The sequence below is a fragment of the Pedobacter sp. ASV28 genome, from assembly GCF_016428855.1.
In the GTDB taxonomy this organism is placed as follows: Bacteria; Bacteroidota; Bacteroidia; order Sphingobacteriales; family Sphingobacteriaceae; genus Pedobacter.
In genome coordinates this window covers 1-16,839 of sequence record NZ_JAELTN010000085.1, presented here as the reverse complement: position 1 = coordinate 16,839, position 16,839 = coordinate 1, and the positions used below count along the sequence as shown (strand labels likewise).

Below are 16,839 nucleotides of genomic sequence, written 5' to 3'. Positions count from 1 at the left end.
GGCTCACCGTATACACCATATGATTTACAGGCTTCTCAGCAAAACTATTAAACGCTGGGAACAGGAATAGCGGAATATAGCAGGTTAAATACTGAAAGGTTATCCCCATTCAGTCAGTTGGATTTTCGTGTGGATAAACGGATGAATTTCAGGAAAACAGCATTGAGTTTATATGTTGATATCCAAAATATCCTGAAAAGTGAAAATGATAGTTTTCCAAAATATACGTTTAAGAGAACTGAAGACAACAGCAGCTTTTTAACGACAGATGGGCAGCCTTTACAAACCAATGGTTCAAATGGCATTCCCTTTATCTTAAATACTAAATCCGGAAATCTGATCCCTTCTTTTGGTGTGATACTTGAGTTCTAGTATTTGTAGGAAATCTTCCTTATTTTACTTTTAGATTTCAAGTAATGATATTGGAAACCAAACCTGTTGATCTGCTATAATGTCCATATCTGAGTTCAAGCATATTCTGTGCTACCAGCCAAATACACCATTGGTCAACAGCTATTTGTGTAATGTTTTAGGGTTGTTTTTTAGATGTACTTAAAACAGGGTTTTGAAACGGAATGGATTTTATTTTAGATATTATCCATTGCAATTCTATCTCTTTGATAATTGTAGGCTATTTGCTGTAAAATAGTTAGATCCAATTGGGTTGGATGCGAATATCATTATAAAGAAGCACTTGAACCGTCTACATTTTTATTGAACGCGAATATTATTTCCGGTTTTTACGTATATTTAAGTATGAGGATATTGTTAACAGGTTCTACTGGTTACATAGCTCAGCGATTGCTCCCTATTTTGCTTGAAAATGGGCATCAGGTGATTTGTTGCGTTCGGGATAAAAACCGTTTTGATAAAAGTAAATATGCAGGGTTTGATTTAGAAGTTGTTGAAGTTGATTTCTTGAACAAAGATAGTCTTGACCATATACCTATAGCTATCGATGTAGCCTATTACCTCATGCATTCCATGTCGGCAAAAAAGGGTGATTTTTCCGAAGCTGAGCTGTCGACTGCAAATAATTTTAAAAGCATCATAGAACGCACTTCTACAAAACAAGTTATTTTTTTAAGTGGGATTGTGAATAGTGCGCATTTATCGAAACATTTAAGTTCGCGTCTGAGTGTTGAGGAGGCCTTACAATCGCCTAAGTATGCCTTAACTACTTTACGGGCGGGGATTATTGTAGGGTCGGGAAGTGCGAGTTTTGAAATTATCAGGGACCTGGTAGAGAAACTCCCTGTAATGATTGCACCCAAGTGGATCAATACGCGTTGTCAGCCCATTGGTATTCGTGACGTACTTCACTTTCTCGAAGGTGTGCTGATGCAGGATTATGCTTTCAATAAATCATATGATATAGGTGGGCCCGAAGTGATTACTTACAAGGCGATGCTTTTGCGTTTCGCTAAAGCGAGGGGGCTTAAACGATGGATTTTTACTATACCGGTTATGACACCAAGACTTTCTTCTTATTGGCTATATTTTGTAACCTCGGTTTCTTATCCTTTGGCTGGCAGTTTGGTAGAGAGTATGAAGGTTGATGTAGTTGCAAAGCCAAATGATCTGCAGGAAAGATTAAACATCAAGCCCATTACCTATGAGCAATCGATCGAATTGGCTTTTGATAAAATAGAACAAAATCAGGTTATATCAAGCTGGCGGGATGCAATGAATGGATATATTTATCCTGATCGGTTTAAAAAACTTATTGAAGTTCCCCATGAAGGCTGTTTTAAAGATATACGATCAATGAAAGTAGATGATCCGGAGCTTGTATTGAAAAATGTTTGGGCCATAGGTGGCGAAACAGGATGGTATTATGCAAATTGGCTTTGGGGCATTCGGGGCTTTCTGGATAAATTATTTGGCGGAGTAGGATTGCAAAGAGGAAGAACAAATTCCAATACACTATTGGCTGGAAGTGTAATTGATTTCTGGAGAGTAATTCTTGCGGATAAAAAGGATAGACGGTTATTGTTGTACGCAGAAATGAAGTTGCCTGGTGAAGCCTGGCTTGAATTTAAAATAGATAGGGAAAATAGATTTATACAAACGGCTACTTTTCGTCCTTTAGGTCTCACAGGTAGATTATATTGGTATGCCATTTTGCCTTTTCATGCTTTTATTTTTAAAGGAATGATGAAGAATATTGTTGGTTATCATGTCTCCATAGACCGTTGAATCATCCTCGGGTAAAGGGCATTTTGTCGCCATTATCAAGATGATGATCAATAGTCCGAAACTCAGTTTGGGATCCTTAATACATCAATCATTATGGGACAATAATTATTTTTATTTTTATTTTCGTGCGTTGATACCTTGTAAATCGGCTATTTCTCGTTCGGGGGTAGTCCTAATTGATGTTACTACTGGTCAATGAATGCGATAGATCCATATAATCCGAAAAATTGATGAAAATAAAACTGCTGCTATTTTTTCTGCTGATCCAAATTTCAGTCACTACAATATTTGCCCAAACGCCCGATGCCAACGGTGTTTTATACGTTAAAAAGGGAAGTGCTGGCAATGGCAGTACTTGGAATAATGCGCTGGGCGAATTGGCCAATGCGCTAAAGGCAGCAAGTGAAGCAAGCCCTGGTACGGTAAAACAAATCTGGGTGGCCGGTGGTACCTATTATCCGCTATTCGCCGCTGATTTTGCAAGTGCTGATAACAGGGACAAGGCTTTCGTATTGGTAAAAGATGTAAAAGTATACGGTGGTTTTGCGGGAACAGAAACCGTATTGGCAGACCGAAACTTGGGGTTAGCTGCTAACAAAACTATACTAACTGGCGATTTGGGTATAGTTAACGATTATACTGACAATGCCTATCACGTAGTAGTGGCTTCTGGTAACATGGGCACAGCGCTCATAGATGGATTTACCATCATGAAAGGTTGTTCAACAACAGGAAATGAAACAAATGCGTTGTCCGTAAATGGGAACTCGGTAATGCGGATTGCTGGGGGAGGTATTATTTTTCATGGAGCTTCGCCTGCGGTCAATAATGTAATAATCAGCGGAAATAAAGCTATAGCAGGGGCGGGATTGTATATAGGGTACAGTTCTAATCCTGTATTTACCAATATTTTGATTAATGGAAATCATGCCGATATTTCGGGCACTGGTAATGGGGGAGCGATGTTCTGCTATGCCTCTAATCCAGTACTTATTAATGCAACCATTGCCTCTAACAACGCGGCAGGTTGGGGCGGGGCATTCGTTCTATCGAGTTCTACCCCTTCTTTTTATAATAGTATTATCTATGGTAACGGAACTACACAACCTGTATGGGTGATTAGCGGAAGCACCAATATGCAGTATAGCATGTTGCAGGGTGGTGCTGCGAACACTACTAATCATAACCTGGCAGGTACAGATCCCCAGTTTGTAGTTGCTCCGTCCTATACCACGGCACCATTTGTGGGAGGGGACTTTTCACTGCAAGCCACCAGCCCGGTAATAAATATGGGTAGCAATGGGCTATACGCCGGGCTTGTTGCAGGTTCCAAAGACCTAATGGGTAATGCCCGTGTATTCAATTATGCTGCTGGTGGAATTATCGATATGGGAGCGATAGAGGCCTGGGATGCGAATGTATTGCCGGTCAAGCTGGTTTCTTTTACTGCCGAAATCGAAGGAACCAATGTCAAACTGAAATGGCAAACGTCTATAGAAAGCAACAGCAGACAGTTTGTAGTCTACCGTAGTGGCGATGATCAGGTTTTTAGGGAGCTGACAAGACTGGACGCTGCAGGAAGTTCTGCTACCCTGAAAAATTACAGTTATACCGATAGGGCTCCATTAAATGGCAACAATTATTATAAGCTGCTGCAAGTGGATGCAGATGGTAAGAAAGCTGAACTGGGAATAAAAGGCTTGGCTTATGATCTGGTTGTAGATGGTATCAAGACCTATCCCAATCCAACCACAGATAAGGTGCGCTTATTTTTTGAATCAGGTAAATACACTTTCCTTATGGTGACTGATCTACAGGGAAGGGTGTTAAAAACGATTTTATTGCAGCCCTCGGCTACAGAGGTAACGGTAGGCTTGGAAGCTTATCCAAATGGAATTTATCTGTTTAGATGGGTAGGAGCAGCCGGAAGCGTTACAAGAAAAGTAGTAAAGCAATGAGGATGATGATCAGCCAAAATCTAACAAGTTTGCTGATCCTGATATATATCTGAAAGGAGGGACTTGGACAAAACCAATCCAATAATTAACTTCATATCGAATAAATATGACCATAGAAGAAATCTTTCAGGACAAGTCGATAAAAGCCAAAGGAAAAGTGGCCCAAATTGGCGAATGGTTGGTTAATAAAGAATTGCCAATGGAAGAATTATTGGCATTTGCCGACAAACCATCTGCTTCAAATAGAGCAACCTGTATCGAAGCATTAGAATATGCAACGAAAAAATCGACAGCCATTGCCAGTGCTCCTTTGTTCGACTATGTTGTCCAGGCCTTAAAGGAAGAAGAGCCACGGATCAAATGGGAAAGTGCAAAAGTAATAGGCAATATAGCCAATCTATTTCCATTAGATTTGACGAAAGCCATTGATGAACTGTTAAAGAATGCTGAAAATAAAGGAACCGTTGTTCGTTGGGCAACAGCTTATGCACTTGCCGAAATATTGAAACTCAAGACGGATCATAACAAAAAATTATTACCTGTAATGGAGCAACTTAGTTTGAAGGAAGAGGATAATGGGGTAAAGAAAAAATACTTGGAGGCCTTGAAAAAAGTAGAAAAATAAAATTTAATAGCTTGGCCGTCACAGAATCTTTGTGAAGAATGGGGGGTATATAGATTTTCTTTAGCACTTGGAGTGTGGATTTTAAACTAAAAATGTTCTCAAGTATACAACTTAAAGAAAGGCGGTGTTCTCCAAGCATCGCCTTTTTAGGTTGAGGTCCAGGTAATACAGGGATATATCTCAGTGGTGTAAAATAAAAAAAGAAGGAAACAAATTCGCGGTTCTGATTGTATTTACACAAAGCAGTGATAAAATGCCACCTTGGAGGAATGGTTTGTTCCCCTTTCCTGAATTTTAACCTTTTGGTCGATCTGATTAAATAATTCATCATAAATAGAAACAATAATGAAAGCAGTAAGATATTATGGACACAAAGATGTTCGTGTAGTGAAGGATTTGGAGAAACCTTCTCCATCAGGGGATGAAGTATTGTTGAAAATTGGAGGTGCTGGAGTATGCCATTCCGATTTACACATTATAGACGAAGGCATTGTATCTGGGGTAACTTTTACTTTGGGTCATGAAAATGCGGGATGGGTAGAAGAAGTAGGGCAAGATGTAAAAGGTTTTAAAAAAGGTGATGCCGTATTGGTATATGGCCCATGGGGTTGTGGGCATTGCAAGCCCTGTCAACAATCAAAGGAAAATTATTGTGATCACCAGTCGGAAATGGCTTTTGGAGGAGGACTGGGACTGAACGGTGGCATGGCGGATTATATGTTAGTGCCCTCGTCAAGACTTTTAGTACCCATTCATGATCTGGACCCGGTTATTGCTGCTCCCTTAACCGATGCCGCATTAACGCCTTATTCGGCCATTAAACGTTCTTTACACAAATTAATGCCCGATGAATATGTAGTGGTAATAGGTGTAGGCGGATTGGGGCATGTGGCGCTACAGATCCTATCGGAAATGAGTGGTGCTACCATTATTGCCTGCGATATTACGCCGGAAAGATTGGAATTCGCCAAGAAATTAGGAGCCAGCCATACTGTTAATTCCATGGATAAAGATGCAGGAGAACAGATAAGGCAGATCACGGGCATAAAGAAAGCCAAAGTAGTGATAGATTTTGTAGGAGCCTCTTCAACCATTGAACTGGGAACAAAAGTGGTAGGCTTGGATGGCGATTTAACCATTGTTGGCTTAGGTGGTGGAAAATATGAGTACAATATGAATGGATTACCTTTTGGTGTGCGTCTTACCAATCCCTATTGGGGGTCGAGAACCGAACTCATGGAGGTCATTGGGCTGGCTAGACAGAAAAAGATCCATATTGAAATTGAGAAGTATAAGCTTGACCAAGCATTGGAAGTTTATGATAAGCTAAGGCATGGGCAAATTAAGGGAAGAGCTGTGCTTATTCCATAATTTACTGAGTATATTTAGCCGTTTACATTACGTTAAAATAAAAAAAATGATAGAAGACAACCATTCCTTTATTTTTCCAAAAGGTGAAAAATTATCCAGTAACTGGTTCACCGGAGATGCTTTTTTAACACCTTTGTTAGCAAGGGATAGGAACAATGATTTTGCACTGGGCAGTGTAACTTTTGAACCAGGCGCAAGAACAAACTGGCATACGCACCCAAGGGGCCAAGTGCTCATGGTTATTGAAGGTAAGGGATGGTATCAGGAAAAAGGCAAAGCTGCGCAAGCCATTAAAAAGGGCGATGTAGTCAATATTCCAGAAAACCTGGAACATTGGCATGGGGCATCGGCGAGTGATAAAATGGTGCATGTTGCCATTACCAATTATAAAGGTGAAGAAAATGTGGTTTGGCTACAGCCCGTAACGGAAGGGGAGTATGAAAAGGTGAACAATAACCAATAGGGTGGAGATAATACTCGGTTAGTGGTGGATATCATTAACTCATCTCTTCTGTATTGGCAGGGCTATAGTAATGCTGTTTTTATGATGATAAACCTAAATGCCACCAGAAATAAAATATAAAGCTTTAATTTGCGATATGTATTTAACTGATCAAGTCGCTCAACAAGGCAATCTATATGGACGATAAACATTTTTTGCTTAATATTTTTAGCCAAGAAAATTTTACAGCACAAGAGTTAGAAACGATCATTTTGAAGTTTAAGAAGGTGGTGTTTTCCAAGAATAGTTTTTTGCTGAGCGAAGGGAAAGTTGCCAACAATTATTGGTTTGTTGAAAGTGGTTTTATCCGTTCTTTTGTTCAAGATACAGAAGGCAGAAACATCAGTACAAACTTTTATTCCACAGGTGATATTGCAATCGATTGGCCCTCTTTTTTCCTGAGGAATCCGACGCGTGAAAATATGCAGGCCTTAACCGATTGTGTTTGTTGGCAGCTGGACTTTGATACTTTTCAAACCTTGTTCCATAGTATAACAGCTTTTAGAGAGCAAGGGAGGACAACGCTTGTTGGAAGCTACTTTGCACTTAAAAACCATAGCATATCGGTGATTGCCGATCCAGCCAAAGCACGTTATCAACAGCTATTGCAAAAAAAGCCCCATATCATCCAAAATGTATCTCTAAAACATATCGCTACTTATTTGGGGATTACCGATACCTCTTTAAGTAGGATCAGAAAGGAAGTAGCCAAAGAGTAGTTTTTTCATTTCTTGTCCTATGGCAAGTTGATTTAAGGAAGCATAGCCTAGCTTTATGTCGGTTGATAAATCGATAACCACTAGCGTAATGAAAAGTATTTTTGATAAAGATATCAATGCAGAACTGATCGAAAGGATCAGGGCGTTATCTACTGAAAATGTAGCAGAATGGGGTGAAATGAATTGCTTTCAAATGATTCGACACTGCACCAAGAGCGAGGAAATGTTTTTGGGCAAACGTAGCTATCCACGTGTGTTGATAGGTCGTATATTTGGAAAAATGATTTTAAAAGGTCTATTGAAAAATAATGAACCCATTAAGAAAAACCAGCCAACACATCTAGCACTTAAGATAAAAGACACTGGAAATTTTGAGGTAGAAAAATTAAAATGGATGGAACTACTTGAAGCTTATAAAAGCTATACCAATGGAACTTTTGTTCATCCTTTCTTTGGGAAAATGACAGATGAACAGATTGGTCGCTATGTTTTTAAACATACTGATCATCACCTTAGGCAATTTAATAGCTAATGATGGCCTTGGGTTTTATCATGGTGGCCTGTTTGTGCGGTTTGTTCTTTTATTGGGGAACGAATAGGCAGAATAATGGTTTTTTTGCTTATGTGATCTGGACGATGATGATCGCTTTGCTTTCTTATTATGGTTTTTTTCAGCAGACCGTTCAGGTACCGCCCAGAATTTTACTGGTTATGATACCTGCTATTATTTTTGTGGTTTATGTCTATAAAAGAACCGATGTTAGGCTATTGAAGCTTAATTTACTAATGGCAATACATGTTTTGAGGATACCCGTAGAGTTGACCTTGTTCCAGCTTTTCCTTGAGGCAAAAGTGCCAATCATCATGACCTTTAAAGGATGGAACTATGATATTCTAATAGGTATTTCTGCCGCAGTGATGCTTATTTGGTCCATTTTTTCAAAAAGGAAAATCAATAATATGATCTTAAGGGTATGGAATATAATAGGCTTGTTTTTTTTGACTGTTATTGTAGGTATGGCCATACTATCAGCGCCTTCGCCTGTACAAAGCTTGGCATTCGGACAGCCAAATTTAGCCATTATGCAATTTCCCTATACACTGCTTCCTGCAATAATTGTCCCAATTGTGCTGCTTTCTCATCTTTTGATACTGAAAAAAATAAGTTGGTCTAAATAGATGTTAAATGAGAGGGGATTGAGCTGAAATGGATTAGGAAATTATTGATGGTCAATTCACATGAAAGAAATACATCAGTACAAACAATCGGAAATGGATTTGAAAATGATAAACTTAAGCAGTAAAGGTTTTGTTAAAGGATAATGACCTAATGAGAAATTTTATTAAATTCACCTTATGGCAAAAAATAAAACCGTTGAAACTGATCTGAATGTTGGTGATTTTCTAGAAAAAGTGATTGATCCCTTAAAACGAAAAGACTGTGAGCAGATCGTAGCACTTATGGAGGAAAGAACAGGGCAGAAAGCTAAAATGTGGGGAACTGCAATTGTAGGTTTTGGCAGTTATCATTACAAATATGCCAGTGGCCATGAGGGAGATGCCCCTTTGATTGGTTTTTCGCCGCGTAGCACAGCCATTGTGTTATATATGGCTAGTTTTGAAGAAAGAGAAAATCTGTTGAAGAAGTTAGGTAAGCATAAAACAGGTAAAGGTTGTGTATATATTAAAAGACTGGAAGATATTCATATAGAAGTACTGAAAGAGATGATTGATCAATCGGTAAGCCATATGAAAATGATATATCCTTAAAAGTTATATAATCTATGAAAGAATGTCCAAAATCTCGTTGTCGATAGGTCAGCAAGTGCATTTCTAGGACATTCTTTCCAACTTATTTTTTAAGTAAATCCCTGATTTCTGTCAATAAGGTTTCTTCCTTGGTAGGTGCTGGTGGCACCGCAGGAACAGCGGCCTGTTTACGTTTCATCGAATTGATGCCTTTAACGAGCATAAAAACAGCAAGTGCAAGCAATAAGAAATTGATGGCCACACTAATGAAATTACCATAGGCAAAAACAACGGCTTCGGGTACTTTTCTGGCATCTACCAATGAGGTTCCTGCGCTTACGTTTCCTTTAAGTACTATATACATATTGCTAAAATCTGCGGTTCCGATAATAGCAGAGATCAGTGGCATGATGAGGTCATTGACCATACTGTCTATGATCTTGCCAAAGGCGCCACCTATGATAACACCGACCGCTAGATCCATAACATTGCCCTTAACGGCAAACTCTTTGAATTCTGTTACAAAACCCATAATGATGAATTTAGGGTCCATTCTCTTAAGTGCTATACCAAAGAATGGACGATGGCTGATTTATCCGTTTTTTTCGGGCCTATTTTTAATTTGAGAGTTTTTCAGGTAAACCTTTTTTCCTTTCTTGTTTACATAGTACTTTTGGTTTTTGTTATTGATGTATACATCTGTACCGTCTGGTGCCATTTTACCTTCCCAAACTTTATCTGCAACTTTAGAGCTGCCTTTAACGGCAACTTCGGCAGTTTTATTCCCTACTTTTTTTGCGGTTTTCTCTATTTTTTCACCAACCGTTTGCCTTGCTGCCGAAGGCACTGTAAATGCAGCAAATAGCCCAAGAGCTAGTATCCCAGTCAAAATGTTCTTTTTTTTCATGATCAATTGGTTAATGTGTAAATGATATATTTATTTATTTATTTATTGTTTTTCCTGATATCTCTCGGGGTGTAACAGTTTGTCGGTATCTGCCCTAAGCTGAGCTAACCTGTCAATAGTCTGATGATTTTTCTCCTCAATTTCAATTCTTCTTCTAATCAGTTTTTTAATAATCTGATAAGGTGTTTGACCTTTTCGGTATAGGCCTTTTATAAGTTGATTCGAGCTTTTCATAACTTTTTGGCTTTCTTAAATATAATTAAAGTAGGTACTAATGCCTTTGTTCATTTTGTTCAAGTTTGTTTAAATCAGGTCTATGCCTAGTTTTTTAAATCTTTTTGCAGCTTTTCGGTGAAATGATTTGCCCCATTTAAACCAACAAAATATTCTACATTTGCATGCAACAAGACAATTCCAAAACCAACATGAAAAAAATCTTTTTGATGCTAGCGTTTTCTATGTTAGCACTAATGGCCAAGAGCCAAACTACTATTTCCATTAAGGAAGTAGCTAACCATTTAGGCAAAGAAGTAACGATCTGCGATTCGGTTTACAGCTCAAGAGCCTTGGATAACCTAACCTTATTGAATATAGGTGGTAAATATCCGAAAGAACTGCTTACCGTGGTCGTGTATAAGGCCGATCGTCCAAAATTTGCAAAAGAACCTGCTGAGGTTTATGCCAATAAGCGTATTTGTATTACGGGAAAGATACAGGAATATAAAGGAAAGTTACAGATCGTAGTTACAGAACCTAAGCAACTTGCCGTTAAATAGAGTAATCTCTATTATGGGTATTGTAAGGGCGATGATTTTTCGAGCATCGAGATTGTGTTAAATAGTGATACCGAAAGCTTCGGTAAAGGCTTGTTCGGCATAATCTAAAGATGCATAGCCAAAACCATCATCGCCCCATGTATTTCCCCAGCTATTTCGGACAATGAAACGATCTTTTGTATAACCAACAATTGAAACAGCATGACCACCTCTGGCACTCGATGGATAATAACGGTCTAAATTACCCTTGTTCATTGAGGCATTATCCCAAGTACTATCTACATCCAGCCTTGTCAGGATAGGACCGTTTCCAGCAGCAATCCAGTTTTTCCAATTTGTAATTTTGGAAGATGTACCCTTAATAAGGTTAAAGTAATTTAATATTTTTAAGCGGGAAGCGGAGACATAGAATAGATTCTCTGTACTGTCATATAATTTACCACTTTTAAAAGGCAATAAAGAATCGTTTACACAACCATAATTCCTGGCTATATCAAGCGCAGCTTTTAAACTGGTACCGGCTTCTTCAATGAATGTAGAAGGCCTATTGTTGAATATATCTGTCTCTTTGGCCGCCATCCAGATAAAACGAACCGATAAAAGGTCGCTATTCTTGATCAATTTCTTCTTGATGTAGTGCCAACGAAGTAGACTATCTGCCGTAGCCCAACCTACGCAGGAGCCAGTGCTGCCCTGATCGTTTATATTCCACCAATTTTCTCGAAGGTCAATGGTTTCTGGGATCACCTTTAGCTTATTTACAACAAAGCCAGCTCCCTTTGCATCCTCAAAAGAGAAATCTTTTTCAGAGATGATTGATGGGGTGCAATTGAGAATTCTATGTACTCTTGTTTCCTTATTTTTCATATCATATAGCAAATTGAATAATTAATGCTGCCTATCTGTTGTAGGTGCCATAGAGCACATGTTCTATTTAATTTTTTCATATTGATACTTTATATCAATTATCCTCAGTTTTATTTTCCAATGAATCCGCTCCTTGAAAAAGCTGTAATATAATCATAGGGAATAGTACCATAGCCAGCATCGCCCCACCACCATCCCCAGCTGTTCTTGAAGATAAACCTGGCTTGGGAATCATCATAACCACAAATTGAAATACAGTGCCAACCAGAAACATTTGGAGGGTTCATTGCTTTTAGTTTTTTTTCTTGAGTCGAAATTTTATGGTAATCCAACCAAGTTTTTAACAATGCCGCACTTGGCATAAAAATATTGGGCCCATTCTCCCAGCCAGCTTTGAAATGCCCATCTGATTGCCACCATACAGGAACATCGATACTGGCAGGCACATTCCAGTTTAACAAAGCTTCTTTTAATAGCCTTACAAAATTTCCAGGGATTGAATCTATAGTCAGTAAATCTCCATTATAAATATCAATCATATTCTTTACCACTAATGAAGATGGTCTGTTATAGATATTAGCAAAGTTGGCAAATTTATATCTTGGTTTTCCTGAGGTGTTTGGCACTGGGTTCCAGCAAGCTTTGGAAGCATCATAAGGCCAATCGGTAATGGGAACAATTCCAACGTTTTTACATGCTTGGTAGGCATGAACCGTTGCTAAACCTTCCACACAATCACCCCAACGAGATTCAGCTTCATGGTTAGTACAGGATTCTGATAGGTGAATTCTATTATGGATATATTCTAAATTGGAATTCGTACAAAAAGCAGTACAATATCCCCCAAAAGATTGGTTTTGAACAGCGCTCATGTTAGCTCTCAATGTAAATTGGGGAGGTATCATGGTTTGTTCAGCTTTGCGATATTTTTCAAAACTGGGTACGCCAAGTTCATTTAACATCTCTAACGTTGATTCTGGAACAACGAGCGTTTTATGCTCAAAATGATTTAGTTTTAAGTTTTCCATTTTTATTGAGTTAATGGTTAAGATCAATCATTGCTTAATCAGCTTGATTGTTTTTTTTTATCTAAGTTATTGGCATTTAGAAGGTTGGTCAATACCTGTATGTTGGTAATTTTATTGTTTAGACCTAAGCTCAGGATAAGAAATGATCTAATTTTAGCGCTAGCACCTGTCTTCAGCCTTAAGACCGATCGGTAAGTAGTAATAAGCCAAAGAGGCTTTGCTGATAATAATGTTTAAACCATAATTTGAACCAGCAGAGATTGATATTCGATTGGATGGGAGAAACCTTACTACAGTGTAAGAAAGTTCATGTAATCTTTTTGCTAAGAAAACGTAATGGATATTAGTGGGGGGAAGCTTTATGCTTTTAATAAAGGAATACCAATAAATAATTGATGTATAAAGATAAGGCCTATTGGTATTTAAGGAATGACGATCAATAAAAAAGGCTGCTAAAGCAGCCCATATAAACCATCTTTATGATAGCGAAAAGTAGGTTTGGGAGTATCTATTTTTCTCTTTGCATTGACAGATGGTCTAATATACTTTTCTGTACTATTGGCATGATGTTTTTGCTCGGTAGTTTGGCGGCTGATTTCGTTCTGTAATTGATCGGTCTGTTTTTCTAACATGATGTTGGATATTTTTTTAAGGTTTCTTTACTTTTTCTGATATACTGCCTGATGGTTTCATAATCTAAGCTTCGAGTGGCTTTAATAATAGATTTAAGTCTTTCGATGCTAATGCCGAACTCAGATGCCCAAAATAATTGCTCTTTTTCCTCGGCTACCCCAATAATTTTTTTCTGGGTACTTATAGATGCATAATCTTGAATGGCCATAAACTTTTAGTGTTGATAGAAGAACAAAAAATGACCTATTTTGGTTTGTTTTTTTATTAAATCGTATTTGTATGCTGAAATGTCTGCTGTTTAAAGGTCAACTATTGGTGTGATGGAAAGAATTAACAAAATTCTAAACAAAATCAACCTATAGCCTAAACTTTCAATCGAAAATACTTATAGGAAAAATTTAATTGGTCTGAACTAACCAAAAAGGCCTATACGTTAGATAGAAAGTTCAGTCTTAGGAGAAGAGAAGAAATGAAAATTTTTTGATTCCTTTGTAGGAAACTATTTAACTCTACTTAGACCATCACTGCTTGAACTGTCACCTGGTTTGATTAAGAGTGCCCTTTCAAAGTAATTTTTGGCCTCTGTTTTATTTCCAGATAACAAATAGGCCCAAGCCAGCATATGATTACCATCATAGTCAAAAGGGTAGAGAAGGGTAACTTTATTAAAATATTTAATGGCATTGGCATATTGCTTTCGATTATAGAGAATAACGCCAGTCCAGTAATTGGCCTGTGTATTTTGGGGATCGATTTTAAGGATACCCTGGTATTGTACCAAAACTTTATCCCAACTTCCCAAAAGTGAAAGTGGTTGTATATAGCCAAATTTGGCCTCTATGGCATTTGGTCTGATGTTCACTGCCCTGGCATAATAAGTTTGAGAAGAAGTATAGTTTTTGGCAAGGTAATATAGCCAGCCAATACGCAGGCTACCCTCATAGCTATTTTCGTTATAAAAGGGCATGATGTCGCTGATGGCTTCGGTGTATTGCTTCTTGGTTTCGTGGGCATAGCTGTTTTGAAATGCCTTTTGCATATTGGCACTGATTTGTGCATTAGCTTTAGCCATGAAAAGTAAGGCTATACATACCATTGATAAACTTCTTAAAACTTCCATGTTACATTAGCATTAACAGCATGTTGAAGGTATTTAAATCTCAAATTGTCGCCAGTTCTATCCTCAAAAGTATAACCTATATTTAAAAGTAAGTGTTTTTTTATTAAGAAATAAGCACTTGCATTAAGTTTTGTGTGGGTATAATCTATACTATTAAATACATAAAGCCCTTCCGAATCAATGAAATTATATTGCTTGCCCAAATTGGCAAAAGTTTCTAACCAGATCGTAGGAAGTATTTTGGTGCCCAGCAGAGGGGTGATAATGAATGAATTCACCTTACTGTTGTTCAGTAGTGAGATCTTGGCCCCGCCATAAACATTTAGATTGCCCATGAAATAGAGCATCGACTGCAGATTAAATTGAGTAGACCTTGATTCGTCGACTTTAGAAAGATTGACGTCAAATTGAGTATTGAAATGAGGACTAAGGTACTTAAGGCCAATTACAGCAGTATGATTTTTAGTATATATACTTTGAATGAAATTAGACTTGGAATAATTGTAGGCGGCAATTAAGGCCAAACGGTCCAAAGGAACATAATGTAGTTTGATATAATAATCTGGTTGTTGGATTTTTTTGTCCATCACTTTCTGATTGAAATAGGAAATAGATTGATCAATATGCAATTGATAACCTAACCTTAATTGTGTATACAAACGGTTATAGGTAGCTTCTTCCCTAAAATGGATATTGGTATATCTATAAGACATCTCGGTACCAATATAGTTGAAGGCTATGGAATGAAGCTCTTTTTCGTCAAGAAATTTTGATTCTAGGTTTTTGGCATAATAAGATGCCATGGAGTTTCTATTCAATAGAATATTGCACCAATAAGCATGGTATAAAGCCATTTGGTTGTAATGGTCAGTATGCAATACTTTTTGATAGTGAGCCAGAGCCTTGCTATAATTTTTTAATTGTAATGCGGCATAACCTAATCTCAATCTCAAATTAGGAAAATCATCCCCATGGGCAATGCTGGTTTCCCCGAACGCTAATAGTTCCGGCCATTGTTCCAATTGGTATAATGCGCTTGAAATACTATCTGTTTGTTGATAGCCCTGTTGTGCATGCCCTTTAGGCAGCACTATTAATAGTATGGCCAAAATTAGATATAACTGGCGCATGTTGCTTGTATATTTAATTCTGGATGATGGATTTCAAATCCATAGATTCCTAGTTCATTAATTTTGATCTCGGCCGTAATCTTTTTCCTTGTCCTGCCTGCAAACAGCTTTTCGATCTTAACCTTTATAACGAAACCATCTCCATGTTCTATGGTGTGATTGTGGTATTTTTCCTCTTTGATGAAATAAAATGGAGCGATGAAATCCTGTATATAACTGTTTGGCCTGAAGGTATCCAAAGAAAATTGATCATGTACCTTATGTACAGAAAAATTAATTTTATAAGCGGCCAGGTAAAATTGATAGAGCAGTGCTTTTTGGCTACCATAGTAGCGGGTAAAGTAAAAAGATTGTCCATCGTTAATAAAATAGGCTATATCTTTCGTCTGGTGACTATAAATGTAGGTTTGCGATTGGACATTGGTAAATACTTCCCAAGTTTCCTGTATTTGGTCATTACTCGTGACGGTGAGTCTAAAGCCAGGCTGAAAATCAAATGCTTTGGCAACACTGTCTTTTAAAACTGGATTCTGTACATGATCACCTGTTAGAGGTACATTGAGGTTTATGAGTTCATTAATGCCCTCATGGTTACTTTTCTGATATTGACCAAATGGATAGGCCATAGTCTTTGATCCGATATAGGGAGTGCGTTGTAATTGAAAATGCAAGTGGGGCTCTGGTGAACGCCCAGAATTACCACAATAAGCTAAAATACTTCCCTGTTTTACAAAATCTCCCTTTTTAACTTTGAAACTTCCTTTTTTGAGGTGCGATAGTTTTGCGTATAAACCTTCGGCGTGTTTAACTATAATGGTATTGCCCCAATTTTGCTTAAGGTTTACCTGCCCAATTAAGTTGTCTTCAATATCATCTAGAATTTCTACTACTATACCATCTGCGCTAGCTAAAACGGGTTTGTTATAACAGTAGTAATCCTCGCATTTTGTACCAGGTAATCGATAGGTTTGATGATCAATATCCATAATTACAAAATCTAGGGCTTCTTGCCATTCGCCTATGTGGGTAAGCGGTCCGTTGTAATCTTGTGATACGGACCATATTCCTGTCTCTTATACACATCTCCGAGCCCACGAGACCTGCGTTACCATCTCGTATGCCGTCTTATGCTTGAAAATGGGGGGGGGGGGGGGGGGGGGGGGGGGGGGGGGGGGGGGGGGGGGGGGGGGGGGGGGGGGGGGGGGGGGGGGGGGGGGGGGGGGGGGGGGGGGGGGGGGGGGGGGGGGGGGGGGGG

General features: G+C 38.4%; 22 protein-coding genes. 11 read left to right on the top strand and 11 right to left on the bottom strand.

Features of this window, described 5'->3' with window-relative positions; genetic code table 11:
• Positions 1 to 141: 141 nt before the first annotated feature.
• The 10 genes from JHD79_RS20855 to JHD79_RS20810 all read left to right on the top strand — a co-directional run bounded on the left by JHD79_RS20855 (position 142) and on the right by JHD79_RS20810 (position 9,144).
• Complete coding sequence (locus JHD79_RS20855; protein WP_199121296.1) at positions 142 to 372, top strand: hypothetical protein; 231 nt, start codon at positions 142 to 144, stop codon at positions 370 to 372.
• A gap of 384 nt (positions 373 to 756) precedes the next feature.
• Positions 757 to 2,199, top strand: a complete 1,443-nt coding sequence (locus tag JHD79_RS20850; RefSeq protein ID WP_199121295.1) for an SDR family oxidoreductase — start codon at positions 757 to 759, stop codon at positions 2,197 to 2,199.
• 230 nt (positions 2,200 to 2,429) lie between these two features.
• The gene (locus tag JHD79_RS20845) at positions 2,430 to 4,157 is read left to right on the top strand and encodes a T9SS type A sorting domain-containing protein (RefSeq protein WP_199121294.1); all 1,728 of its coding nucleotides are present in this window, start codon (positions 2,430 to 2,432) and stop codon (positions 4,155 to 4,157) included.
• A 106-nt stretch (positions 4,158 to 4,263) separates the two neighbouring features.
• The gene (locus JHD79_RS20840) at positions 4,264 to 4,782 is read left to right on the top strand and encodes a HEAT repeat domain-containing protein (protein WP_199121293.1); all 519 of its coding nucleotides are present in this window, start codon (positions 4,264 to 4,266) and stop codon (positions 4,780 to 4,782) included.
• 345 nt (positions 4,783 to 5,127) lie between these two features.
• Entirely contained in the window at positions 5,128 to 6,153 is a 1,026-nt protein-coding gene (locus tag JHD79_RS20835) for an NAD(P)-dependent alcohol dehydrogenase (RefSeq protein ID WP_199121292.1), read from the top strand.
• A 46-nt stretch (positions 6,154 to 6,199) separates the two neighbouring features.
• On the top strand, positions 6,200 to 6,616 hold the full coding sequence (locus tag JHD79_RS20830; RefSeq protein WP_199121291.1) for a cupin domain-containing protein: 417 nt from the start codon (positions 6,200 to 6,202) through the stop codon (positions 6,614 to 6,616).
• A 176-nt stretch (positions 6,617 to 6,792) separates the two neighbouring features.
• Entirely contained in the window at positions 6,793 to 7,374 is a 582-nt protein-coding gene (locus tag JHD79_RS20825) for a Crp/Fnr family transcriptional regulator (RefSeq protein WP_199121290.1), read from the top strand.
• An 88-nt stretch (positions 7,375 to 7,462) separates the two neighbouring features.
• Complete coding sequence (locus tag JHD79_RS20820; RefSeq protein WP_199121289.1) at positions 7,463 to 7,906, top strand: DUF1569 domain-containing protein; 444 nt, start codon at positions 7,463 to 7,465, stop codon at positions 7,904 to 7,906.
• On the top strand, positions 7,906 to 8,553 hold the full coding sequence (locus JHD79_RS20815; RefSeq protein ID WP_199121288.1) for a hypothetical protein: 648 nt from the start codon (positions 7,906 to 7,908) through the stop codon (positions 8,551 to 8,553). Before JHD79_RS20820 ends, JHD79_RS20815 begins: the two co-directional genes overlap by 1 nt.
• A 177-nt stretch (positions 8,554 to 8,730) precedes the next feature.
• Positions 8,731 to 9,144, top strand: a complete 414-nt coding sequence (locus JHD79_RS20810; RefSeq protein WP_199121287.1) for a DUF1801 domain-containing protein — start codon at positions 8,731 to 8,733, stop codon at positions 9,142 to 9,144.
• An 82-nt stretch (positions 9,145 to 9,226) separates the two neighbouring features.
• On the opposite strand, the gene mscL is transcribed toward JHD79_RS20810, so the two are convergent.
• From mscL to JHD79_RS20795, 3 genes are read right to left on the bottom strand one after another with little or no spacing between them, the layout of a single operon-like run.
• Positions 9,227 to 9,655 (bottom strand): large conductance mechanosensitive channel protein MscL, encoded by a 429-nt coding sequence (gene mscL, locus JHD79_RS20805; protein ID WP_199121297.1) that lies wholly within the window; start codon positions 9,653 to 9,655, stop codon positions 9,227 to 9,229.
• 60 nt (positions 9,656 to 9,715) lie between these two features.
• Positions 9,716 to 10,030, bottom strand: a complete 315-nt coding sequence (locus JHD79_RS20800; protein WP_199121286.1) for a hypothetical protein — start codon at positions 10,028 to 10,030, stop codon at positions 9,716 to 9,718.
• Positions 10,031 to 10,072: 42 nt separating this feature from the next.
• Entirely contained in the window at positions 10,073 to 10,264 is a 192-nt protein-coding gene (locus JHD79_RS20795) for a hypothetical protein (RefSeq protein WP_199121285.1), read from the bottom strand.
• Between the two features lie 191 nt (positions 10,265 to 10,455).
• Between JHD79_RS20795 and JHD79_RS20790 the strand changes: the two genes are divergently transcribed.
• A complete protein-coding gene (locus tag JHD79_RS20790) occupies positions 10,456 to 10,806 on the top strand; it encodes a hypothetical protein (RefSeq protein WP_199121284.1) in 351 nt (116 codons plus the stop codon).
• A gap of 57 nt (positions 10,807 to 10,863) precedes the next feature.
• Here the strand turns inward: JHD79_RS20790 and JHD79_RS20785 are convergent, their stop codons facing one another.
• The 8 genes from JHD79_RS20785 to JHD79_RS20750 form a co-directional block, all read right to left on the bottom strand.
• Positions 10,864 to 11,673, bottom strand: a complete 810-nt coding sequence (locus tag JHD79_RS20785; RefSeq protein WP_199121283.1) for a C1 family peptidase — start codon at positions 11,671 to 11,673, stop codon at positions 10,864 to 10,866.
• Between the two features lie 110 nt (positions 11,674 to 11,783).
• Complete coding sequence (locus JHD79_RS20780; protein WP_199121282.1) at positions 11,784 to 12,701, bottom strand: hypothetical protein; 918 nt, start codon at positions 12,699 to 12,701, stop codon at positions 11,784 to 11,786.
• Between the two features lie 452 nt (positions 12,702 to 13,153).
• A complete protein-coding gene (locus tag JHD79_RS20775; RefSeq protein WP_199121281.1) occupies positions 13,154 to 13,333 on the bottom strand; it encodes a hypothetical protein in 180 nt (59 codons plus the stop codon).
• On the bottom strand, positions 13,327 to 13,542 hold the full coding sequence (locus JHD79_RS20770) for a hypothetical protein (protein ID WP_199121280.1): 216 nt from the start codon (positions 13,540 to 13,542) through the stop codon (positions 13,327 to 13,329). Before JHD79_RS20770 ends, JHD79_RS20775 begins: the two co-directional genes overlap by 7 nt.
• A gap of 291 nt (positions 13,543 to 13,833) precedes the next feature.
• On the bottom strand, positions 13,834 to 14,406 hold the full coding sequence (locus tag JHD79_RS20765) for a tetratricopeptide repeat protein (protein WP_233164812.1): 573 nt from the start codon (positions 14,404 to 14,406) through the stop codon (positions 13,834 to 13,836).
• A 35-nt stretch (positions 14,407 to 14,441) separates the two neighbouring features.
• Entirely contained in the window at positions 14,442 to 15,584 is a 1,143-nt protein-coding gene (locus JHD79_RS20760) for a tetratricopeptide repeat protein (RefSeq protein ID WP_199121278.1), read from the bottom strand.
• The gene (locus JHD79_RS20755) at positions 15,566 to 16,570 is read right to left on the bottom strand and encodes a M23 family metallopeptidase (protein WP_199121277.1); all 1,005 of its coding nucleotides are present in this window, start codon (positions 16,568 to 16,570) and stop codon (positions 15,566 to 15,568) included. The genes JHD79_RS20760 and JHD79_RS20755 overlap by 19 nt, the downstream gene beginning before the upstream one ends.
• A gap of 87 nt (positions 16,571 to 16,657) precedes the next feature.
• The coding region (locus JHD79_RS20750; RefSeq protein ID WP_199121276.1) for a hypothetical protein at positions 16,658 to 16,839 on the bottom strand (182 nt) is incomplete at its 5' end.